Genomic DNA, 24,630 nt, shown 5'->3' with positions numbered 1-24,630 from the left:
TCTCCACAGAGAACACCCATATAGAGGGGCTGAGAGGAGATAACGTTGCAGTTCTATCTGGGTACGGATTTACTGGATGGTCCACTCAGGAGTTTTCGCTTCGGACACCAGCACGGTCGTATGTTTTCGAGACACTTACCGAAGAGTTCGATTCCGAGGTCAAAGCAGAATTCAAAGCGATCCTCGACGGACTCGGTTCGACTCGGAATGGCGACCTCAACAAGGTGGCAGTGGCTCTGCTCGCCGGGGCAAAACATGGTGTGCAACTCTTCGAGATCAGTCGCTGGAGTGAAGATATCGATTTCGCCAGTAGGGCAACGTTCTCGCGCAAAAAGAACCAGCTTGAGGATGCCGGTCTCATCGAAACCGAGAAAATCCCGATCGACGTTGGTCGGCCGCGGCTACGCTTGCTACTCGATACTGAACAATTCCCGGAGTCAGATACAACTCCCGACACCATCGTCTCTGTTAGCCAACAGCGGCTTTCTGGCGAATTTTCCGAAGATCCCAATGAGGGTTAGACTAAGTAAAGGTTATAGTATCCCCGTTGGTCGATGTGAATATCAGGATGACGCAAAAGACAATTGGGCAGAACACCGGCCGATCAGGTCGGGTGAATTTGTCAGGTCCTGAGCTCGACAAGTTCGACGCCGAGGTCAGTGACTCGATTAAGGTTGACATCGCAGAATCGAAGGAAATCGCCAAAGCAATCATCGAGAACAGCGTGAAAAGTGAATTCGTGATCGTGTCCAAACCGGAAGTCGATTCGTCGTCAGTGGGGGGTGCCGATGAGTAGCCAGTATCCGTCTCTGTTCGAGAGCTGCCAGCCTCGGGACGATGTCTTAGACGGGTCGCTTCAGGAAGAACAGTTCGCCGCGAAACTCTCGACTGTCGTCCATAATCCCGACAAGGCGGCACCGGTGTATCGAGACCCTGAATCATTCTACGACATGACCTACCCCACCGAAGGGCTTCGCACGCTTCTCTCAAATCTCACTGGGCGATTCTTGGCGACCACAGACCACGATACGGGCTCCTATACGTCGAGTATTCTCTGCCTCGACACGCGGTTCGGGGGAGGGAAAACTCATGACCTTATCGCCGCCTACCATCTTGCAGAGAATCCTACTGCGATAGACGACCTCACCCATTTCTTGTTGGACGGGGATGAGGAACTCGCGGGCAGTTACCAAGACGAAGTCTCGGATTGCCTTGATGTGGCGACTGGCGTCTTCATCGGGACGAAAGCCGATAGCAAGGACGCTCGTCACGCCGACGATGATCCGAATGCCCCGAACACTCGAACGATGTGGGGCGAACTTTCCTACCAGCTCTACGGCCTCGAGGGCTACGAATCTCTCAAGGACTACGATCAGGATCGGGACGCCCCCGGCGAAGGAACGCTCTCGAAGCTCTTTGCCCAGTACGACCAGCCGGCTCTCATCCTAATCGACGAGATCGCCGACTACATGAACAAGGCCGCTGGCACGCCTGTCGGCGACAAGACGCTCGCAGATCAGACGCTGTCCTTCGTAATGGCACTTCTGGAGGCTGCTGCCGAATCGGATAATGTCACCGTCGTCTACTCTATCGCTGATACCGCCTTCGGTGAGCAGGCTGATCGCGTTCGAGATGGTGTCCGTGAACATATCGAAGAGGTCAACGAAATCGGCCGCCGGCAGCACAAGACTGTCACGCCGACCGATGAGAATGAGGTCGGACAGGTTCTCCAGCACCGCTTGTTTACTGAGGTTCCGGATGACGCTGCTCACGAAGCCGCCGACTCGTATTTCCAGCTCTATGACCAGGGAGAGCGACAGTACCCACAGGAAGCTACTGACGCCAGCTACGTCGATGTGCTTGCCCGCGAGTACCCCTTCCATCCCTCGCTTATCGACGCGTTAACGGACAAGATCGACACGATTCCGCGGTTCCAGCGGACCCGTGATGCGCTCCGATTGCTTGCCCGGGCTGTCTACTACCTCTGGAACCACCAGCCCGACAGCTACGACCGCCATTGGTTCCGCATCTATGATCTTACCGTGGCCGACGATGACCCCGGAGGAGGCATTCAGACGATTCTGCGAGAGCGTCTCTTCGACTTCGTCGACCTCGGACCTGCGGTTACCGCTGACATCTACGATGACGATGGGACGGCCCACGCCCAGCTCGAGGATCGCAAGTGGACCGAAAACGGATTACCACCGCTCGGGACACATCTGACGACGACGGTTCTCTGGCACAGTCTGGCGTACGGTGAACAAGCTGCTGGCCTCACCCATGCTGATCTCAATCTCGCTGTCGGTCATCCGCACCTGAACTTCGATGACTACGATGCCGCGCTTTCAGCACTCCGAGGCGACGACATGGACGTCGCTTGTTACTATCTCTACGAGGAGGAGCGGATCCGATTCAAGCAGGAGCCGAACCTGATTCGGATTGTCGACCAGCGTATCGATTCGACTCCAGAAGCGAGCGCTCACTCGCGATTCGAGAACAGACTTCTCTCAAAGGAAGTCGGTAGTGGTGGGTTCCAGCCTGTCGAATTCCCGGAATCACCGGCTGATTTGCCGGATACGCCGGATGCGCCAAAGCTCGCTGTAATGCATCCGGATACGGCCGCCGTTAAGGATGGGGGCGACACGCCCCCTGGGAAGGTCACACAGCTTTACGAGCAAAAGGCCGCAAAACACGAAGGCGAGACCGAGACGCGCATCTACAAGAATTACGTCTTATTCCTCGTCCCGGACGGGGATCGAATGAAATCAGCCATTGACGAGGCTCGGCGTCTCGAGGCGATTGAGGCCTTGCTTGACAGTCCTGAACAGAAAGCGGATCTCTCGTCTGAACAGATCGAGGAGCTCCGAGAGCGTAGTGACGAGGCTCAGTTGATGCTCGGGGAGCTCGTTCGGAACGTCTACCGGCATCTCTACTACCCAGAGCAGAATGGGTTAACCCACCTTACAATCGGTGCAACCGAATCCAATGGTGGGACCACGCTGGTCAATGCCGTCCAGACGACTCTCGAAGGTAAGGTGCTTAAGAGAGACGCTGGCGCTCGTGGTGTTCATCATATCAAACAGAAACTCTGGCAGCAGACTCAAGATACCATGTCCACCGAAGCGCTGGTTAACCAATACGCGAAAAAACCGGGGCTGGACTACCTCTTCAGTCCCAAACCGATCCGTGAGACGGTCGCTTCACTCGTTCGCGACCACGGATACGCATACTGGGACGGCGAATCCGGGACGGCCTACTGGACAGGGACTACGGAATCTGATTCATGGCCGCATCCCGAACCGTTCATTGATTCTCCAGATGTGGAAACATCTATTCGAGACAGCGATGTGCAGATCGGCGACGCGTTCCGCGTGTATCGGGAGATCGATCCGCTCGTCGAGGATCATGCAGATGATATCGAGCGCCCCGAACGGACGATCGCCACCTGCGCTGAGTGCGGTGCGGAGGTTGAAAACCCAGAAGGAAGCGAACCCTACTACTGTGAGGAGCATCAGTCCGACACGACGTGTAGTTCCTGCGGGAAGGAGGTCGAAAGTGAGCAGCTGTTGGACGCACGCGGTCGGTGCGAGGAGTGTCAGCCCGACGAATCCTGGGAGGCGAGCAAGAAAATGATGTCCGCATCACGGGCGTTCTCAGAAGTACGTCGCGATGGAGGGTCCAAGGCCGGAACTGACCGGATGGCACTCCTCGAAGAGTTGACTATCCAAGTCGGCGGCGACGACCCCTTCCAAGCGGCCAAATTTGTCAGTCAACGTCCGGGATTCAAAGCCCGTGAAGAGGACGTGACGGTCAGAATGCAGTACGAAACCCGGACCGATGATGGGACATACAGCGCCGAGTTCACGGGCTCACCGAGTCGGTTCCGGGATGTGATCGACCAGCCTAGTTCATTTGGTGATACACGTGAGACGATTCAGTTCCGATTCCGATTCGATGAGGCCGAACCGATAACCGAGGAGCGTGAGGACCTCCTTGCTGCTCTTGATAACGACCTCGATGCAGGCAACATAGACGTCCGCGTTGAGGGACGCGGTCCAATTCGGGCTAGTTCAGAGGTGACAGTCTGATGGCCAGTAGTGGCTCGGGGGTTGGGTCTCCATCCACTGAGCAGACGGGAGAGGATCGACTGGTCCGCTATGGGACAAGCATGTATGGTGGCCGGCCGATGTTCACTCTCGTCCGTCGTGAAACCGATAGTGGCGGAGAGTGGACGCTGCACGAACTCCTTCCCCATGAGCAAGCGGAGGCCCGTCGAAACCGATTAGAACGAGGCAATCGATCGCTAAGTATCACTCCCATCGAGGAGCTGCTCACGGATGTTTCCGGCGAAGAGCTCCCTTTCAAGTTCGAGGGCTGGACGTGGGACGGGTGGGTCGGAGCGAAGGTAGCTCGACTTGATCCTACTCGTGTCCGCGCCCTCCAGGATGTGGTCCGTGAGACAATCGTAGATACTCCAGCGGTGACCTCGGAGGTGCTTCGAGGAGGTAATGGATTCGTGTTCCTTCCTGAGTCAGAGGGGGTCCGTCTGGCAGTTGCATTCCGCGGTGTGAAACCCATCCAACGAATCGACCGGATGCGGTCGCTATCTCGAGGTGTTGCTCGGATGAGCAATGAGGAATGCTACTACTGGTACGCGAAGTGTCGATCCCCGTCAAGTCCGAACGGTGAAACAGCCTTTCGAGTGTTGCTGACGAACCATATCAAATAATACAATGACTGATGACAAATTTAGTTCAGATGATATTGAAGGACCAAGTCTTGCAATAGAAGGGAAACTCCCGCTGAAGGCAGTGGGAATAGAGAATCTGAAGGAGGCAAACCCCAAACATATGCCACCCCATCGATATCTTCATCCTTGGTTTGCTCGCCGTCCGACGCCTGCAGCTAGATTAGCGACCTTGGCCTCTGTGCTTCCAAAAGGTGTGGAGTCTAACCAAATTCTTAGCTGGATGCAAATCGGCCCTAAGGAAGGAATTGATGGTGATATCTCGGAATACGTTGAACAAAAGAAAGCCAGTGAAGGCAATCGAAACGGGTCACTGGGGGACCACTATGGTTATCCTCGTCCATTCACACAATCGCCGAATCAAAATGAGAGAAATGAGATCCACGAAATACTGAAAGAGGCATGGAACGATGAACTTCCGACCGTCTTAGATCCGTGTGCAGGTGGTGGAGTAATTCCATACGAAGCAATCCGATACGGATTACCCACTAAGGCTAACGAGCTAAATCCGGTTCCATCATCTATATTACAAGTATTATTGGATTACGCACCAAGGGTTGGATCACTCAAAGACGATTTGGAGCGGTGGAGCCAGCGTATTGATAACCTCGCAGAAGAGCGACTGAAACAGTATTTCCCCTCAGAAGGAGAGCACGACACCGTCGATTCTTATGTCTGCTCTCACGTTGTTACCTGTCCCGACTGTGGCACAGACATTCCGTTAGTTTCGAAATGGTCTATTCGTACTCGGAGGAGTGCAGATACGGTTATCTCTGTTCCTGAAGTAGCGGAAGATAGTTCGATTGAATATAACTGTCTCATTGAGCCTGCTGAGGAAGAATTAGACGGGTTTAATCATAAACAAGGGACCGTCTCTCGAGGTGGTGACGCTGAGTGTTTGAATTGCGGTATCGTTACCGAATCAGAGGATATCGTAGAAATGCATCAAGAGGGAGATCCCGACTATGACATAATTTGTGTTCGTTATATGGATTCTTCCGGAGGTTACAGTTTCAGAGCGCCTAATGAAGCCGATTATGAAGCCTTGAAGAGTGCTCGGCAACGTATAGAGTCAGATTTTGATCTTGCATCGTTCTTGACAACCCCTCTTCCAGAAGGCGAAAAGACCCGTGAACCGCGGGAGCATGGTATTCGTGAGTGGAGAGATATGTTTACTCCACGGCAGTTGGTTTCTCATTATGAATATTACAGAGCATTTGAAGATAAGATGGATGAGATTCAAGAAGAACACTCTGAAGATGAAGCAGAAGCACTTCTGACAGTACTTTCCTTAGTACCGGGCAAGCTCGTTGATTATAATTCTCGCTTCTCACCGTGGCATACCGGAAAAGGCTATCCTTCAAACGCAATGGGCGGCAAACATTTATCACTTGCAAAATCATTTGCAGACATCAACATGTCTGTCGGAGGTATGGGAAGCTACCAATCTGCTATTGGAAAAATAATTGAATCTTATGAGGAGCTAGTTTCTTATCTTCCTGACGATGCTTCTTCTGCCGAACTATCTACGGGAGATGCTGCAGACCTCCCATATTCGGATGATGCAATCGAAGCGGTTGTGATTGATCCTCCTTACTATAGTAGTATTATGTATGGCGAATTGTCTGATATGTTTTACGTGTGGATGAAGGAATATCTGGAAGATGTATATCCAGATCAGTTCCAATCGGATCTCACCAACAAAGATGATGAGGCGGTTGCAAACCCCAGCAGATTTGAAGGGATAGCAGGCGGTTCCGAGTCTAAGCGAGAACTAGCAAACAATGAATATAAACAGAAGATGAGTGCGATTTTCTCAGAACTCTACCGTGTTCTCAAACCTGGTGGAGTGATGACCGTGATGTTCACTCACAAAGAAACAGACGCCTGGGACACCCTTACCAAATCCTTGATCAACTCAGGTTTCACGATAACATCAACTCATCCGATTTCTAGTGAAATGCCTGCGAGGATTGATACGCAGGACAGTGGGTCTGCTGACAGCACTCTCCTACTTACTGGACGGAAAACCAGCGATAGCTCATCTCCACGTGATAGTGATGCACCTACTCTATGGAATGATGTGCGTGCCGACACAAGATTTGCCGCGAAAAATGCTGCACGAGATCTGCTCGATTCAGGTCTCTCTCTTACGAAGACAGATGTTATTATCTCTGCATTCGGCCCAACCCTAAAAGTATACGCTGATGCCTATCCGGTTGTTGACGATCAAGATGAATCGGTACCACCGCGACGCGCACTTGAGGAAGCTCGGGAAGCAGTCACCCAAATCCTTGTAGATGAGTATCTAGAGGGGGAAGGTCTTGGAGAATTGGACGACATTACAGAATGGTACGTCCTATCCTGGCTCGTTCACGAATCTGATATTTTCAATTACGATGAGGGCCACCAATTAGGACTCGGTATAGGTGTCGATATTGATGATATCAAGCGTTCAACTAAACTTTGGCGAAAGCGACGAGGGGATATCAAGTTACGTGGATCCGAAGAACGGGTTCAAGATATAACTCTCCCAAAAGAGGAACGCTCTAGTCGGAAACCAGTCGATCCAGACGCTATTTCATACACAATTGCACTGGATGCGGTCCATGCGGCGATGCACGTCTATGCGAAGCAAGGTGAAGATGTGGCAATTGATTGGCTCAAAGAACGGAACTTCGATACAGATGCTCCGTTCAAAGCAACTCTAAAAGCTCTCTTACAAGTCCTACCTCAGGATCATTCTGAATGGGAGGCAGCACGCGACCTCGTACTAGGTCGGGCTCACGACGCGCTCAATCTTGAATTCACACCCACTGACTTCACAGACACCAAAGAAAGCACGCTTGAACAAAGCGAACTCGGTGACCACAGTTAACCTCTAAACTCAATATGTCGAATCTCCGTGACCGTAAGTGGCAGTCCATCTACGAGAGCAAGCCCGAACAGAGTCGAGCCCACCTAGTCAAGGACTTCTACGAGCCCGCACTGGAACGTAGCCAACAGTACGATCGGATCGCGGGCTACTTCTCGAGCACGGCGCTCGCGGCAGCTGCGAATGGCGTTCACGCCCTCGTCGAGAATGACGGAGAAATGCGCCTCATCGTTGGAACAGAGCTGTACGAGTCGGATCGACCAGTTTTGGAGACACTCACTGACCGCCTAGAGGAGAATCTCGAGGATCTCGATGACGAACGTCTGGATGCGAATCTTCGGATTCTTGCCCGTCTCCTCCGAGAGGGTCGTATCCATATCAAGGTCGCATATCCCCGTTCCCCCTCACACGACTGGGAAATCTTCCATCCGAAAGTCGGGCTCTTCCACGATAGTGATGGGAACACGATTTCGTTCGAGGGTAGCGTCAACGAGACTGTCGGTGGCTGGGCTCGGAATTATGAGCGCTTCAAGGTTCACCGGTCGTGGGTGCAGGAACAGGCAGACTATGTTGATGGTGACGAGGAGACCTTCGACCGACTGTGGAACGATGAACACCCCTTCGTCGAAGTGTACGATCTCCCCGACGCGATCGAACAGGACATCATCGACTGGAAGGCCCCCGACACGGAGGGCGACCTTCAGGAAGCGATTCAAATCGCGAACGGGACCGCTCCTCCCACAGAGCGTGACAAGGCGAACATCATTCGGGATGGCCCGCTTACACCTGGTGGACTCGCACTTGCCGAGGAAGCAAGTACGATCACTCCGTGGCCTCACCAGCGAGTCGTCTCAGATACCTTGGTGAACACGTATCCTCAGAGCTTCCTTCTGTGCGATGAAGTTGGACTTGGGAAGACTATCGAGGCAGGGCTCACATTATCTCGGCTGGGCCTCACTCAAGAGCTCGAAACAGGTCTCCTACTCGTTCCAGCGAGTCTCCAGAAACAGTGGCAAGAAGAGCTCTGGGAGAAGTTCAACATCAACGGATACCGGTTTGAGCGGGATACGGCAGGCAATCACATATTCCGAGACGTGCATGGTCGCGACCACTATCCACCTGCGGTGACCGATCTTGGTCTCGACGGCGATACAGAGTGGTCACCGAGCCCCATCTGGCGGTTCCTCTTTGACCAGCAGTCCTCGGAAACGGAGGCGTCTGCTCCACTCGATGGGCCTACCATCGTCATTATGTCGTGGCATACGGCGCGCCTTGACGATCGCTGGGACCAGGTCGCGCCGTTGGACCGAGCGTCCAACCGGACGGGGGATGTGATTCCTGCGAGTTGTCGCGGTCGCGATTACGACACCGAGGATCGCATGGGTGTCTGGGATGCCGTCATCGTCGACGAAGCTCACAACGCGAGACGGGGGAGTAATTTCTATGCCCTTCTTGAGCGTCTCAGAGACTACACTCACGCCTACTATCTTCTGACAGCGACACCGATGCAGCTACACGCAGGCGAACTCTACGATTTGATGCAGCTACTAGATCTCCCCGGTGGTTGGGATAATCGAGATGACTTCATCGAGTTTTTCGAAACACGAAATGGGCTGTCACAGGCACTCAACGAAGTGCTTGACGCCCCCGAGTCGGCAGCCGGCACTGGGGATTCGTCTTGGGAGACTCAGGCCATCCTAGATGGACTTGAACACCAAGACCGACTTCCGACTGATCGGCCCTTCTCCTCAACGGTTTTCCAGCACCTTGCTGACGAACTCGAGATCAACACGGATGGGCAGGATCGAGCTGTTGCGAAGAGACGAGTTCTGACCGCGTGTCGACTCGCACGAGCCTATGGCGAAGCCTATGATGACTATCTGGAGTTCGTCGACGACGCGATGCAGGAGTACGACATCGACCGCTTCGAGGCGAGTGAGGACACGAAGCTCAAGCGGTTGCTCTACCCAGACGAGGCTGATGAGTGGCTGATGGCGTCACGAAGTGACCGCCAAGATGCATTAGATGAACTCTCTCCAGAAGGGTGGCGAGTCGTTCGTGACATCCTCTCGGAATCGACACCTGTCAATGCACTCATTCACCGAAATACTCGTGACACTCTCCGGAAGTACGAGGCGGTCGGGCTCCTAGATACAACTGTTCCAGACCGGAATCCAGATCAACGGAAAATCGAGCTCACAGAAGAAACGAGATCCGTCTACGACCAAATAGACGAGTATACTCGCGAGTTCTACAAGCGAGCTCAACAGACCGACGAGGCACAAACTCGTGCGATTGGGTTCGTGATGACGACGTATCGGCAGCGGCTCACTTCGAGTGTGTACGCCATTAGTCAGAGCCTGCAACACCGTCTCGAAACATTACGAGCCCAACAAACCGTTTTGGTCGGCCGAGAGCGTGCTCAGGAACGTGAGTACGGCGAAACCGAACAAATTGTCCTAGAGACGCTTCATGACGCTGATCTTGATGATGGTGACATACTGGACGAGCTAGATGCAAGCAGCGATGAGCTGGAGCTCTCCGAACTCATCCCCAGTGTGACTGAGGAGGGGAAGCAACTGATTGAGGAAGAAATCGAGGCGCTCGAGGAGTTCGTTGCTGATCTTGATCGGATCGAGACAGACCCTAAAATCCAGCAACTTTACGAAGATCTCGACGAACTTGATCGTTCTGGCCACAATCGAGTGATCGTCTTTACACAATACGCAGACACAATGGACTTCATTCGGAACAGCCTCGTCGATCTTCTTGGCTCGACTATTGCGACGTACTCTGGACGCGGTGGGGAGCTGTACGATACCGAGTCTGAATCCTGGATGAGCGTGGGGAAGGAACGGGTAAAGCGGGAATTCTCACGAGATGAGGGTCAGGTCGACATCCTCGTATGTACTGACTCTGCTAGTGAGGGTCTGAACCTCCAAGAGTGCGGGGCTCTCATTAACTACGATCTTCCGTGGAACCCGATGCGGGTAGAGCAGCGGATCGGTCGGATTGACCGTATTGGCCAGCGGTTTGGCGAGATCAGAATCCTCAATTACAGCTACGAGGATACAGTCGAAACGGACATCTATGATCGACTCAACGACCGGATTGGCCTCTTCGAGAACGTCGTCGGTGAGATGCAGCCTATTCTCTCAGGAGTGAGTAGCCAAATTCGAAATGCAACGCTCAACGCTGATCGTGACGAAGGCCAGCAAGCCGTCGAAGAAGCAGACCGAGAATTCTCAGAGCAGATCGAAGAACAAGAACACGGAAGCCGGGTAGACGTCGGTGAGTCCCTTGACTCTGTGGACTCTCTCGTGGAACAAGATGTCATCAATGAGGCGAAACTCGATGCTTGGCAGTCGTATGGACATCCGGATCTCTCCAAGGTAGGAGAAGACGAATACGCATTCTTGGCACCATATCGGAGCGAGAGTCTGCAAGCAGTTCTGGTTCAGAGCACCGCTCTCAGCGAATTAGATATCGAGTTTATGTCTGCATCTGAGTTGGATGTTGATCTCAATGATGGGTATGATACGTTCGCCTTTGAGAAAAGTACCTTCCGACTCTCCGTCGGGCCCGCAACTGATACACCGGAGCCCACAGGTGAACAAACGCTTGCTTACGCTATCGCACCCGACGAAGACGAGATCGCGGTGACGTTCTCAGCAGAATGCGCCGATGAGTACCCCTCAATCCAATATCTTGCACCAGGGAATCCACTTCTCAATCGGCTCATCGACATGATTCGGGATGAAAGTGAGAAGTCAGAACGATTCACCCGACAGATGGAAACACGAACGAGAGGTGTTGATTTGCCGGTTGTCTGTGGCTGGGGGCGTGACGGTACTATGGGTAGAATCACGAATGACGGAACGGTCTCGGAAGATCAAGAGATGGATATCCTCAAAGCGTGGTCCACATCTTTTCTCAAAAATCGAAAACAGACAGATAGCACATTATAGCCTCTGTTCAGCGAGAAGTCGGTTGGCTAACTGATTTGAGTTGCTCGGCTCGGAGCGAATCTAGCACGTCCTCGTACCATCGTTTATTACGCATGGAGGAGTAGTGATGCTCAGCCAGCCACTACCGACCATGCATTCCCTGTCCGGTATCTGTATCACGTCGATTCTCGGCAGGGTCCGCGCTACCACCAGTAGAACTGCTAGGCAGTTGGTGACACGCACCTCTCGCAAACATCACCAACGGCTCGATCAACACCAGCACCCAGCCGCCGTTTGTGAGTGATATGACAAACACCACCAGCACGGACAATAGCAACGAGGCCAGCGATCCCCAGACAGCAATGGATACAGCAGACGTTCGAGAATACCATACCCAACTCGCGGACACACTTTCCCCACTCTGTTCGCTTGGTGGCAATCCAACACTACTGGTCAACGACAAGAAAGGCTGGTATGTCACTCGGGACAATCAAGCACAGGACAAGGAACACGACGGCGAAGAGTTTCCGAAGGAACGTCGAGCACGAAACTTCTGCGAGGACTACAACAGGGTGGCCGCCACCCGAGTCGAACGCACACTCTACGGGCTCACTTCCTACAAATTCCCCGAAACGTTCGAACGGTGGAAAATCGCCCGATTCGATCCAGAGAGAGGTGACAACGGCGAATACGTCTATGCAGATCGCAAGCCTGCACCACTTTCCGAAGACATCGCCGCAGTCGCTGTCTGGGGTGATATCGATCTCGAAGACGATCTCAAACTCCAGCGTCCCGACCTCGACGAGGAAACCTACGACATCGCCGAGGAAGCCTACGAGGCATACATCCAGGCGTTCGCTGACCTCTACGGTGGCCGCGATGCGATCTACATGCTCGACAGCGTGGGTGGAGCGTATATCTTCGGCGCACCGGAGGCAACGCTACCGATCGTTCGCTACTACGCGGACGATCCCGACGCACGAGCGCGCGTTCTCTCCGAATTGATCGACCGCTCCAACGACTATCTCGGTGAAGCCCAACAGCGCATCAACGCCGAGATTAGAGGTGCAAGCGAGGTCATCGATCCCGACTGGGCGAACAACATCAACCGCCAGTACAAGCTGCCGCTCTCGCTCCACGGTGACCACGACGCAGTCGTCACTCCCGTTGATGTCGAGGATGTGCACTACCGCGAGCCAACGCCAGTCGATGCCGTTGACGACGACCTCCATCAAGCAGTCCACGAGTGGTGTGAGGAATTCACCGCGGTCGAACACGAAAAGCGAGTCAAGAACCTTGTCGAGACACTCTGGGCCGAAGAGTACGACGAGCAGAAGGGATGGGCAAGCGCACTCGATGAGTGGGTTGAGGCCGAGCGCGAGCGTGAGCGACGAGAAGAACAACGCCGGCAGGCCGCCGCCGAGCGTCGCGAGCAACGTCTCGATGAGCTCGCAGACGAGCAGGGTATCGAAGGCCAGCCCATCACACCGTTCCTCCAGGATGTCTACGACGCTCTCGATGGGATCGATACCGCAGAGGTGGTTCGCCACTACGCGAGTGATGAGTGGGACTCGGGCGCTGACATGTCCAACAAGACCGAGTTCAACCCCTCGTGGCGATCAAGCAAGAGCGGTCGGTCGTGTTACGTGAACCACGAGACGAATCGCTTCGGCGATCCGGGTCAGAGTGGTGGGGGATACGCGGTCAAGGCGATGGCACTCGGTGAGCGAATTCTCACCGATGCTTCGCAGGATCTGACCGGCGAACAGTGGGGCGAAGCCGTCGATGCACTCCGTGACGCCGGGTATGAAGTCCCGATCTGGACGCCCGAGAAAGGCTCTCACCGCCGTGACGGCAGCACCTACGATCAAATGCCGTTCTGGGCGATGCGGAAAGCCGCTGTCGCGCTCGGAGTGCTTCCCGAAGCCGGGTTCGCCCTGAAAACCAACGACGATGGCGACGAGTACCTCGGCTTCCCCGGCATGGAGACGTACAACACCACGCTCGATGAGATCGAAGACATCGGGTTAGAGCACGGTCGTGAGCGCGCCTCCGCGACGGGTCCACCAGGAGGTGGATACGGTAGGTCGGACGTTCCAGCCGACCTCAGCACGGTTGAGCCAGCCCACACTGTGCGCCTCAGTGACGGCGAGTTGGTGGAGAAAGCCCACGACGCAACGAACGGCGAGAAGTTCGAACGGCTCTGGACCGGTGACACGAGTGAGTACGATAGTCGGTCGAAGGCAGATCTCGCTCTCTGTTGTCAGCTGGCGTTCTGGACGGCAGGTGATCCCGACTGGATCGATCGCCTCTTCCGCGATTCAAGTCTCATGCGTGAGGAGTGGGACGAGCAAGCACAGGAGGATGGAGGCACGGACGGTCAGACCTACGGTGAGCAGACGATCGCGAACGCGCTCGGTCAGACAAGCAACTACTACGGGACCGAGCGGTCTGACCAGGACGTGTCATCGCCATCTGAGTCGGCATCCACGTCGCCAGCAGCATCACCGTCATCGACAGCATCGACTCCGGACAGGTCGGGTGCGTCAGAACCAGCCCCAGAGGCTGGGTCAACGAGTGATTCCGATCCACCAGCCGAATCGAGCGATGTCGCCTCTCCGGACGACACAGCAGTGACCGCCGCTCCTGGTGATGGGGCCGACCACGAGCAGACAGTGAGTCAGGCCGAAACCGAAACCAGGAACAGGTCTGATAGTGAGACAGCGCAGAATCCGTTCCACCAGCGCCTGATGAACACTCAAGAGCAGGTGTATGAGCTCGAAGCCCGGATCGACGAACAGCAGGCACTCATCGAAGACATGCAGGAGCAGCTCAAGGCGGTTACTCAGCGTCTCGATAACCAGCCACTTACGACAGAAGCGGAGGGTGGCCATCGGTCCGAACACGATACCATCGATCGTGACCGTGAGCGCGACGGTGAATCACCTCAAACGAGGCCAGCAGTCGATGCTGATTCTAACGAGGAAGAGCCAGAAGCAGACTCGCCATCAGTTCTCTCACGTGCTCGGGATCTCGTCAGTGGGAATGACGACTAGCGGGGTTCTGTTCGATTTTGAGAGGGTCTGTCAATCGCAACACTACCGCTTCGCATCGTTCGAGCAGCGTCACCGAATTCGGCTGCGAAAACCGATCATAGACGAGCATTGGATCGTCCCGATCTGCGGAAGTATAGTACAGACGGCTACTGGGCACCTTCAGCAGGTACCACACGCTGCGGAGATCGTCGACTGCGCCAACGGTATTGAAAAGGAGTCCATAGAACGCCACTGTGACGAGCCAGCCATTAGCGTGGAACAGAACCGGAACGAATATCGGAGTGATTACAACGGTTGGAGCGAGGGTGATAAGAATCCGTTTCCGGCGGGAAAGGAACGCTCCAGAAGGGCGGATATATGCGGCCAGTGGTAGGATTACGCCGGTAGAAATCCCGCATCCGTAATGAACCGCAACCAGAGCGTGGATCGCTTCATGGAGAAGTGTCACGGCAACACTAATTTTCACAAACAGTAGCCAATCGAGCTCGCCGATCGAGGGTGTCCCCCACAGGACAGTCATTCCTTGCCAGAACTGCGGCAGAATCCACAGCAGTGGCAGCATCCAGATGAACGCGATCAGAAGCCGCTTGGCCATCGATCCAGACGAGATCTCCCGTGGCGGCTGAAAGCCAATCGGCCGGTCTGGAGGGAACGCCAGTTGCTGGCTTCCAAAGACTCGTGTCTCGAACCGCAACCGAGGAAGCCAGTCAAGCCGAGACGTCTTCTCAGTAGTATTCCATTCTACCTGTTCCACAACCCCAGTGAAGACACAAGCAATACCGATCGCAGACAATCCACCAAAGAGCGTAGTGATCACACTGACAGCCAGCAATCCGGACTCAGAAGGAGCGATCGAAGACCACGCGAAATCGAGAAGGAGTAGCACCACACCGAACCGAAGTGCCGGACTCGCATTCCAGACAGCGATCGGCTCCTCGAAGTCCTCTCGTAGTTGAGAGTGGGCAACGGGAGTCTGCATTCTCAAACCAAATACCGAGTTAAACGGTTAAATACCCAAGGGCTGCTTCCAAACCAAAGCTCGATACCGCACACTTTCGCTTCGCTTCCCGGAGGTTTTTGTCCGAAGCCCGAGAATCCGGTGCTGTCTCCCACTGAATCCCACGCGGAGGCAGGAACACCCCATGACCGAAGTGCGCTCACACGCCGAAGACATCTACGACCAGTTCGCTGATCAAGACGGCGTCGACGTGACCGTCGACGAAATCGAAGAACGCCTCGATACGTTCGTCAATCAATACCAGGTTCCCATCGAAGAGGCCCGCCAGTCTGTCTCCAACAACTACTACAGCCAGACCGAGAGCGATCCAGAATCGCTCCGCGAAAACAACGAACACCGCGATATCGGTGATATCAATGCACCCGATGAGTGGGTCGACATCACGGGTAAGGTCGTCGAGCTCTGGGATTCGGACGCCGACGCCATCGGTCAAGTTGGCCTTCTGGGCGATGAAACTGGTCGGATCAAATTCACCGCGTGGGCGAAATCCGACCTCGACACGCTCGAAGAAGACGAGGTCTACCACCTCGGGAACGTCGTCACTGACGAATACGAGGGGCAGTTTTCGGTCAAACTCAATCGGACCACCACGATCGAGGAAGCCGATGAGGAAATCGAGGTCGGCGACAACACCACCGAAATCGAGGGCGCGCTGGTCGATGTTCAGAGCGGAAGTGGGCTGATCAAGCGGTGTCCCGACGACGACTGCACGCGCGTGCTCCAGAACGGCCGGTGTTCGGAACACGGCGAAGTCGAGGGTGAGTTCGATCTCCGGATCAAAGCCGTCATCGATGACGGCTACGACGTTGCAGAAGTGATCTTCAACCAGGAAATGACTGAAGACATCGCCGATATCACCCTCGACGAAGCGAAAGACCGCGCGATGGACGTGCTCGATACCACAGTCGTCGGTGACGACATCCGAACAGATATCCTCGGAGAGTATTATCGTGTTTCGGGTCCGCAACTCGGCCGATATATACTAGTTGATGAGTTCGAACGTCTCGGAACGCGCGGGGATGCCGAAGACATTCTCGTCCAAGCGAGGTCACTGTAGATGAGTTCGAATTCAGAGCCGACCGAAACGACGGGCCGAGAAGTTGCTCGGCGAGTGTTCGCCCGCGAGTTCAACGATGCGAACTACATCTTCGCCGAGTCAGACGACGACATGGCCCCGAACTACGCGCTGTTGCCAACGGGCGAGAAGGCCAATCGCGTCTTCTTCGTCGGCACGCTCACCGAAACCGAAGACGTGGGCAGCGACGACGAATACTGGCAGGCGCGGGTCGTCGATCCAACGGGAACGTTCTACGTCTACGCCGGCCAGTATCAGCCCGAGGCTGCGCGGATCCTCTCGAAGCTGGATGCACCGGAGTACGTCGCGGTCGTCGGCAAACCCCGGACGTATGAAACCGATGATGGGACGGTGAACGTCGCAGTGCGGCCTGAGTCGATCACCGTCGTCGACGAGGAAACCCGCGAGCGGTGGGTGATCGAAACTGCCGAACAGACGCTGGGTCGTCTCGAACACTACAACACCGAGATCAACGACTACGCACGGATGGTCGACGAGCGCTACACCACGTCGCTCGGAACCTACCGCGAGGAGATCATCGCGGCGCTCGAAAGTCTCGATGAGACCGATACTGTCGATGAAGCCGATGAAACCGATGCAACCGATGCAACCGGTGTTGATATCGACGATACCGGGACCACCGACGAGGACATCGGAACTTCTGAAACCGACGGCATCAACAGCGACACTGACACCAACAACGAAGCCGATAGCAGTGCCACCAACGACATCACCGACAACGAGGACACTGACGAAACCGACGTACTTGACTCGGACGACGAGACCGACACCAACGCGGACGCCGACGCTAGCAACGACGCCACCAACAACGAGAACACTAACGACACCGACACCAACGCCAACGAAGCAGTAGAACAAGATACACTCTGATTTCCAGAATCTGCGAACACACCACCAGTTCCTTTGCTCGGTTCCGAGACGATGAAGATATCCCTCACAGACTGTTTTCGTGACTCACCTCCCATGCCCGAGTGTGAGAACTGCAGTGGGTTCGTCACCGAGCAGTACGTGCGAGTATTCGCGCCTGAGGGAATGGAAACCGTTCGTGCCTGTCCAAACTGCCCCAATATGGTGCGCAGCAATGGCGATGTTCGTGAAGCCAGATCGTCTCGAGGCAACTGACGACGCCGGTCAAGAAACGTTTCCGACAGTCGACGAGGGTCTGGTTCATCTCGATGTGGACCGCCAGCTATAGTCGGAAACTGATGTCCGAATCGTCGAGTGGCGTTGCGTCCTGTTCGGCCGCTTGCTCGGCTGACAGACGATCCTGCATCACGAAGATCGTGTTGCCTCCCCGACTCGTGTGATACACCGAATTGCGAAGGATGTCAGCGTGGTCCGTGTATTTCTCCTTCACCACGCAAAACGGCTCAATTTCGTCGGGTGCAACGCGGTTGAGATCGTAGAAATACTCGCCTAAGAACGACTCTAGCCGATTGATCTCGCTGGCTGGCACTTCGAAACGGTACTCCTCGCTGTCATACCACTCCCGCAGCTCATGGAAGACATCATCTTGCTCGAAATACTGGCTGAAGACGTACAGATCCGCGTCTTCGACTTTGAACGCGTTGATTTCCGTGGTGTCGATATCGAAGGATGACATGGAATGGCTTACCTTTGTGGGCGTAAACCATTTGTTACTAATCAACATGCAATAAGTAGAGATGGAGTCTGCCGACCGGGAGCTGATCACGCTCTTCGAAACCAAGGCAGTCGATCCGAATACCCAGCCAGAACTCGCTCGGCAGATGCTCGAATCTCGGACAAAGGTGGCGAGCGAAACCGGCTATATGATGAAATTCGGTGAGCGGAGCCATCGGGCACTCTCTGTCTACGACGCCTACGACCTCGGCGGGCAAGGCTATCCTGTCTCTGAGACTGCACTCGAATCGCTGCCCGCGTACATCCGTGCCAACCTCGAACGCGACGGAAATGTACAGATCCTCGCTCGATACGACACCGAGAACAGCGAGTTCACCGACACCTCGCTCGCCAGCGAACCCACTCCAGACGAACTCATCGCTCGCATGGCGCTCTTCCTTAACCGAGGACTGTCGCTTCACGAAACTGTCGACTATCTCGTGGTCGAAGAACTTGAACAGTACTCAGCCGAGCAGTGGGCGTCGATTCGGGGTGTCGGTATCAAAGCCATTCGGTCGAACAGCCGTCATACGAGCGAGAAGATTGGCGATTTGTGAGCCATTCACGCTAGTTTTTCTTTCCCAAGAGCGGTGCAGATGCTCGACACCGATCCAACTATCACACAGTCCAATCCCGAAGACGATGACCGCCCGCCGATCGTTCAGTACATCGGCGTCGCACTCCGTGAGTGGCCGCCGTTGTTCAGCGTCGAGGACGACGGCAGCCGTGACGACTACGCCTACGTTGCGCTCCGTTTGGATCTGTTTCAGGGTGAATACTACCCATTCTCTGCCTTGCAGAAGCGACTCGATGAGAACGATATCGTCGCTGAGGAGGTCGGTATCGACACGACCAGCGAGAACGACCTTCCCCGGCTAATTCTTCAAGTCGATATCGGCGAGACATGCATCAACGAAGACCAAATTCGGTGATATTCCACTCGTTCTGAGCACGGACCCGGTTTTTCATCTCCCGTAGGAGTGAGAGCCGAGTCGAACCGGCTCAGTCCGGTGATACCATGTCCACAGATAGAACTCCCACCAGCAGTAGCACTGCTGCTGATGTCAACGATTCAGCTGCATCGACTGACGATCAACACCAGAACCAGAGCCAGTCTGGACCCACGATCGGCGTCAATGATCTCCTCGCCAGAGAGCGCACGCTTGCGTTCTGTGGTCTCGTTCCCGAGGACGACGCTTCCTACCCTGATGCTGTCGACCCAGCGAAGAGCGACGGACGACTCAGCGACGGCGCACTCTCGTTCAAAGAGGTGGTTCGCCACCTGCCGATCGCGAGCAGCGGCGACCTCTACGCCGACAACCGATTCGTCGGTCAGGACGGCAACATCGACACTGCCGAAATCCGTGATGTCGACGGACTCGACACCGACGCCATCGAGCAGGCGACCGGCATGAGCGTCAAAGAGATCGCTACCGGGGCCGCACAACGTGACTCACTCGTCGAAATTTCCGATCATCAGGACATCATCGACGAGCGCCGACTCGCCCTCCACACGCTCGGCCTCCCCGTTAAATTCCGGTGGCAGATCGCGTCGGATCAGTACTGCATCGTCCAGCCTACTGATGCGTACATGCCCACAGTGGGAGCGCTCCAGAAGCGCGGCGCGACCGACGCGTTCGGCTGGGCGCATTACCGCGACTGGGGTGGCACGCTCAAGATGAGCGTGGTCCTGCCGGACCTCTGCCGGACGATCGTTCCACCTGACGATCCAGACGACTCAGACGGCGATGATAGTGATAGTGATGCTGCATCCCGCGCTCAACAGCGCGACGACGCACTCACCGGTGTGGCTAGTGGCGAGAGTGATGGAGAGGGCGTCACCGTCTACGGTGGATTCCAGACGGGATACGACTTCCGTGGCTCCCAGACCCTCTGGGCGCGGCCGCTGCTGTACGTCCCGGCGAGCGATGCTGCTATCTTCGGGATGGGTCAGCGGTACTCCCGCCGGCACGTTGGCTCAGCCACCGACGCAGCCCACGAACGCGCTAACGACCGCGTCCCGATCAACGAGTGGTGGGCCAATATCTACGATGACATCGAAAATCAGACGGCCACGGTCGACCGGGCGATCCTTCGGAGTCGCGCGGTCGCTATCGACTTCGAGGACGTTCCCTACGCGATCGACGAGTTCTACACCTATTTAGGGATTCCCGGTAAATACGCTGAAGAGGCTGCTGATCGCGCGAAGGCATTCGCAAGCCCACCGACGTCGCCCACAATCTGGAATCTCCAACTCTCGCTGCTGGTTGCGCTCGATTCACTCTACGAAGGCTCACACGCTTCGGACACGTATCAGGGCTACAACGAAGTTGCCCAGCAGTTGCTCCGCCAACCATCGCACTCGATCCAGCTTGCGCTGAAAGAACACGATCTTCGGGCCGATGAGAACACTGCAGCCAAGCAGTTGCCGCCGGAGCAGCAGTCGCTTAGTGATGCCATCGAGGATCTCGCTACTATTCCCGGTGTCGATGCCGATACCGAGACGGATCTCTCAAACGTCGATGCTCAGCGCATCCAGGAAGGTGTTTCAGGCGGGCTGCAGCAGAAACTCGACAGCCTCGCAAACTGAACAACCGAGCTGATTTGCTGTAGATCAGGAAATTGCCAGTGGTAATATCTGGTTCAGGTAGTCAGCTCGTCCCCAAAAATAGCTTCGCAGTCGGTGCCGCTCGCGCCAGCATACCGATGAGCGCGAGCGGCCCACCGAAAACAGCAAGTAATTTTGCCATGACATCCAAACCAAGCCTCTCCTACTGGACAGTTCAACCAAACGGCGAGACATTCGCTTCGGCGAAAATCCGCAACTGGGTCGAGAAAAACCTACACGGCCGTGTTCTCAACACTTGTGCCGGTACAACGAAGCTCAATCACGGTGATATTATCCGCAACGATACCAATCCGAATCGTGATGCAGATCTCCACCATGACGTCGCTGAGCTTGGAGAAGTATTAGAGGACGACTCATTTGATGTAATTATATATGATCCTCCATACAGCGAACACCAGGCCAAAGAAACGTACGGGATCGCCAATGGACTCCCCGATCCAGAAGCCGTTGCCAGCAGCCTCGACTCGCTCCTCAAGCCATCCGGGACGATCATCCAGTGGGGATTCTCGACTACCCCACTCCCCCTTTTCGATGGGTTCCAGACAACCAAAGCAGCTATCTGGAACCTTCTCGGCCGACAATTTGACTGGTTCTCAAGTATTATCCAGAAAACTCCAGATGGTTCTCGCCATACAACTCGAGTCGATTCCAAGGCGAAAGTCCAAGCAAACGAAGGCCAATACCGTCCACTCACCGATGGTGGAGCCTCCACAACGACTGCCGGTATTGATCTCTCGTATCACCATCCGTGTTCGGTTAAGGTCTCATCTCTGTGTTGAAGGCGTGAGCCACTCGTTTGTTCAGGGTGAGGCGTGATCTCTCTGGTTGGCNCATCCGTGTTCGGTTAAGGTCTCATCTCTGTGTTGAAGGCGTGAGCCACTCGTTTGTTCAGGGTGAGGCGTGATCTCTCTGGTTGGCGTGCCTCACGACGCACCAGTTCAGGGAGATTCGGTGGTGGATGACCCAGAGCAACGCCGAGATCACCAAGCACTGGCTGGGCGACCGACCGGAAGGTCGTCGCCCAGCGTTCTTCTGGATACTCCACGTCAGGATCGAGCTCCTGAAACACTGCCAGCAAGGCTCTGCTGACCAGCAGTGTCAGCAGAGCCGCCACCACAAGTAACTCTGCAATCGCTTTATTGCCCGTTTCGAACTTCTCCAAGCCGTACCGCGACTTCAACTCGCGGAACAGCAACTCAACCTTCCACCGAAAACTGTACAGCGCCGCTACTTGCTCCGGCGTGAACTCATCCGGAAGGTTCGTCACGTAGAGGTGGTAGTCGTCGGTGTCCTCGTTGCGGACACCGACGACGCGGAACTCTCTGGTGGCAGCTGATCGGCTTTCACCGTACTGCCGTCGCTTGAACCCGAATTCGCCAGTTACGTCGATATGCTTCCGCTTGAGTTTCGAGAGATGATCTCGAAGGTGGCTCCCGGTCAAGGAAATGGCGCGCCCGCGCCATTTCCGCCGCTCGTCCACGATCAACGGATTCGCGTTCGTCTTTAACCGACTCACGAAGTAGCCGTCGTTCTCGTCGATCAACGCGAAGCGGCGGTAGCCGTAGAAGCCGAGATCGAACAAGAACAGCCGCCCACGCAGCCAGTTCCCGGTGCGGAACTGGCTGCTTTCGTGGGTTCGTTCGTCAGTGAGTTTGAACTGTGCAAGCGTCTGCTTTGTGACGTTGTAGACGAGGTGCAGTTTGGCACCAGATTGGTCGTCGTGAGTGGCTGGAAACGCAGTAAGGAGCCGATGCAACCGGAAGACGGTTGCATCGGCGATCATCGTATCGCGGAACTGGGTGAGTTGGGGCGCGATAGTGTGNAAACGCAGTAAGGAGCCGATGCAACCGGAAGACGGTTGCATCGGCGATCATCGTATCGCGGAACTGGGTGAGTTGGGGCGCGATAGTGTGAGGAACCGCGACCTCCTCGAGCGCGTGCGCGAGGAGGTCGCTCAGGAGATCGCCAAGCTCTGGCGTAAATCGGTCGTAGAAGCTTGACCGAACCACGGTCTGGTTGGTGGCAGTCTGGTAGGCACGTTGAAACGCAGCGATAGAGCGGGTTTCGCCGTCCACGGCGAAGCCCAAGATNCGAACCACGGTCTGGTTGGTGGCAGTCTGGTAGGCACGTTGAAACGCAGCGATAGAGCGGGTTTCGCCGTCCACGGCGAAGCCCAAGATGAGCGACCAGACGAGCATCGTAATGTCGATTTTCCGGTGGCGCTGGACGGCATCGCGCTCGCGCGCGATGCCTTCGACGAGCTCGGCGGGAAAGAGCGAAGTCAATCGGCGTCGTATGAGCGTTGGAGAGAGTTCGGGAATCACAACCTCTCTCTACGCGGTTCTTGAAGATAACCCTATCACNGCATCGCGCTCGCGCGCGATGCCTTCGACGAGCTCGGCGGGAAAGAGCGAAGTCAATCGGCGTCGTATGAGCGTTGGAGAGAGTTCGGGTATCACAACCTCTCTCTACGCGGTTCTTGAAGATAACCCCATCATGACAGCGCCGTCTGCGTGTTTTGCTCCTTAACCGAACACGAATGCTCGTATCACCAACTCCCTTGGACAACTAATCGTGAGACTGCTGTCCACAACTATCTGAGCGACATTCTCTCGGGCTATACGTTGGACGTTTCCCCTAAGTCACGATCACTCTCTCACGACGACGTCCTCGTCAGCGTGAGCGAGGGCACCAAACACGATGCAGATTTCCACTTGGATGAGCGAACACTTTCTGATCAGTTCGCTAACCGCGTGTTCGATAGCATCGTCGTCGATCTGCCAGTGAGTGCTTTTCGGTCCAACCGCCGCTACGGCCAATCTACGACCGGGCGCGATACTGCTCTCAAACAAGAAATCGACCCTCTGGTCGCCGATAGCGGCCAAGTGATCCAAGTTGGACATACAGCAACGCTGATGCCAGCCACGAAGAAATATATGCGCGAACGCGTAGCTATCTTCGCTCACCCGACCGCAGATCGCGATCTCATCGTCACCACTGATACGCGTCCTAATCCAATACAGCAGCTCAACGGACAAAATAAACGTCCAACCGATATCGACTACGAAAACACTACTGCTGCCCCACGGTACGTCTGCCAGCGCTGTCTAGATGGTACCTACCTTGATCCTGCATGGTATGTTGACTGTCCCGAATGTGGAGCATACTCTGGGAATTATTGCTGGGAAAACGACGAAGTACGTCCAGTACCCCACGAATCGAGGATTCAGCAGCACGCCACAGTCCACGAAGAACATGGTTGCCCGGTCGATCTTGATACAGTCGATCCACCATTTATCGAGACCGAAGAAAACAGGCAAGTTCAGACTCCGATATCGGAATTCTAGTGCCCCATCAGCAGCCCTTTCGCTGGCGGTCGGCATGGAAATGACAACATTTCACTATGACTATTAAACCGTGTGGAGATATCACCTTCCAAAGACCCCCTCGCCATTTGCAATGTTAGCTTCCGAAGAACACAGTCCACTAGTTCGGACTCGAAACAACAGTGAGAGTCCAAAAATGGTGAAAACATTCTCAGGAAGCACACTTTAGCAAAATGAATTCTATCAACACGAAAGCTTTATCATGAATAGTGTTATACCAAACCCGTATTAGGAA

Annotated in this window: 16 protein-coding genes and 2 pseudogenes; 15 read left to right on the top strand and 3 right to left on the bottom strand. The window is 55.0% G+C overall.

Annotation, left to right across the window (positions count from 1 at the left end; translation table 11 throughout):
- The 7 genes and pseudogenes from C451_RS22685 to C451_RS19260 form a co-directional block, all read left to right on the top strand.
- Positions 1-521, top strand: a pseudogene (locus tag C451_RS22685) (transcriptional regulator TbsP domain-containing protein); the annotation flags it as partial.
- 47 nt (positions 522-568) lie between these two features.
- The gene (locus tag C451_RS19285; protein ID WP_007743305.1) at positions 569-796 is read left to right on the top strand and encodes a hypothetical protein; all 228 of its coding nucleotides are present in this window, start codon (positions 569-571) and stop codon (positions 794-796) included.
- Entirely contained in the window at positions 789-4,088 is a 3,300-nt protein-coding gene (locus tag C451_RS19280) for an ATP-binding protein (RefSeq protein WP_007743304.1), read from the top strand. Before C451_RS19285 ends, C451_RS19280 begins: the two co-directional genes overlap by 8 nt.
- Positions 4,088-4,729: a DUF7680 family protein gene (locus C451_RS24630; RefSeq protein WP_049913253.1), complete on the top strand. Its 642-nt coding sequence runs from the start codon at positions 4,088-4,090 to the stop codon at positions 4,727-4,729. The genes C451_RS19280 and C451_RS24630 overlap by 1 nt, the downstream gene beginning before the upstream one ends.
- Before the next feature lie 4 nt (positions 4,730-4,733).
- Entirely contained in the window at positions 4,734-7,625 is a 2,892-nt protein-coding gene (locus tag C451_RS21230) for a DUF1156 domain-containing protein (protein ID WP_080503571.1), read from the top strand.
- Between the two features lie 14 nt (positions 7,626-7,639).
- Positions 7,640-11,590 carry a helicase-related protein gene (locus C451_RS19265; protein WP_007743302.1) on the top strand — a complete coding sequence of 1,317 codons (3,951 nt, stop codon included), beginning with the start codon at positions 7,640-7,642 and terminating at the stop codon, positions 11,588-11,590.
- 284 nt (positions 11,591-11,874) lie between these two features.
- On the top strand, positions 11,875-14,625 hold the full coding sequence (locus C451_RS19260; protein ID WP_193788322.1) for a phage NrS-1 polymerase family protein: 2,751 nt from the start codon (positions 11,875-11,877) through the stop codon (positions 14,623-14,625).
- On the opposite strand, the gene C451_RS19255 is transcribed toward C451_RS19260, so the two are convergent.
- Positions 14,606-15,604, bottom strand: a complete 999-nt coding sequence (locus C451_RS19255; protein WP_007743300.1) for a DUF3267 domain-containing protein — start codon at positions 15,602-15,604, stop codon at positions 14,606-14,608. The genes C451_RS19260 and C451_RS19255 overlap by 20 nt on opposite strands.
- Positions 15,605-15,767: 163 nt before the next feature.
- Here C451_RS19255 and C451_RS19250 point away from each other — a divergent pair, with 163 nt between their 5' ends.
- The 3 genes from C451_RS19250 to C451_RS24625 all read left to right on the top strand — a co-directional run bounded on the left by C451_RS19250 (position 15,768) and on the right by C451_RS24625 (position 17,861).
- The gene (locus C451_RS19250; protein WP_007743299.1) at positions 15,768-16,700 is read left to right on the top strand and encodes a hypothetical protein; all 933 of its coding nucleotides are present in this window, start codon (positions 15,768-15,770) and stop codon (positions 16,698-16,700) included.
- Positions 16,701-17,609, top strand: coding sequence for an RPA family protein (locus C451_RS19245; protein ID WP_007743298.1), 909 nt, complete (start codon positions 16,701-16,703; stop codon positions 17,607-17,609).
- A 93-nt stretch (positions 17,610-17,702) separates the two neighbouring features.
- Positions 17,703-17,861, top strand: a complete 159-nt coding sequence (locus C451_RS24625) for a DUF7563 family protein (RefSeq protein ID WP_449271512.1) — start codon at positions 17,703-17,705, stop codon at positions 17,859-17,861.
- A gap of 67 nt (positions 17,862-17,928) precedes the next feature.
- Here C451_RS24625 and C451_RS19240 read toward each other — a convergent pair whose 3' ends face one another.
- Complete coding sequence (locus tag C451_RS19240) at positions 17,929-18,342, bottom strand: hypothetical protein (protein ID WP_007743297.1); 414 nt, start codon at positions 18,340-18,342, stop codon at positions 17,929-17,931.
- A gap of 61 nt (positions 18,343-18,403) precedes the next feature.
- Between C451_RS19240 and C451_RS19235 the strand changes: the two genes are divergently transcribed.
- The 4 genes from C451_RS19235 to C451_RS22205 all read left to right on the top strand — a co-directional run bounded on the left by C451_RS19235 (position 18,404) and on the right by C451_RS22205 (position 21,788).
- Complete coding sequence (locus C451_RS19235) at positions 18,404-18,937, top strand: hypothetical protein (protein WP_007743295.1); 534 nt, start codon at positions 18,404-18,406, stop codon at positions 18,935-18,937.
- A gap of 39 nt (positions 18,938-18,976) precedes the next feature.
- A complete protein-coding gene (locus C451_RS19230) occupies positions 18,977-19,312 on the top strand; it encodes a hypothetical protein (RefSeq protein WP_007743294.1) in 336 nt (111 codons plus the stop codon).
- A gap of 86 nt (positions 19,313-19,398) precedes the next feature.
- Positions 19,399-20,970, top strand: coding sequence for a hypothetical protein (locus C451_RS19225; RefSeq protein WP_007743293.1), 1,572 nt, complete (start codon positions 19,399-19,401; stop codon positions 20,968-20,970).
- 116 nt (positions 20,971-21,086) lie between these two features.
- Entirely contained in the window at positions 21,087-21,788 is a 702-nt protein-coding gene (locus C451_RS22205) for a hypothetical protein (RefSeq protein WP_152420510.1), read from the top strand.
- A 65-nt stretch (positions 21,789-21,853) separates the two neighbouring features.
- Here the strand turns inward: C451_RS22205 and C451_RS21225 are convergent.
- Positions 21,854-23,333, bottom strand: a pseudogene (locus C451_RS21225) (IS4 family transposase).
- A 354-nt stretch (positions 23,334-23,687) separates the two neighbouring features.
- Here C451_RS21225 and C451_RS22200 point away from each other — a divergent pair.
- A complete protein-coding gene (locus tag C451_RS22200; protein ID WP_152420509.1) occupies positions 23,688-24,356 on the top strand; it encodes a hypothetical protein in 669 nt (222 codons plus the stop codon).
- Positions 24,357-24,630: the final 274 nt, after the last annotated feature.

Source organism: Halococcus thailandensis JCM 13552 (genome assembly GCF_000336715.1).
Lineage (GTDB): Archaea > Halobacteriota > Halobacteria > Halobacteriales > Halococcaceae > Halococcus > Halococcus thailandensis.
The sequence above is the reverse complement of the archived record's forward strand: the minus strand, read 5'-3'. Positions and strand labels throughout refer to the sequence as shown.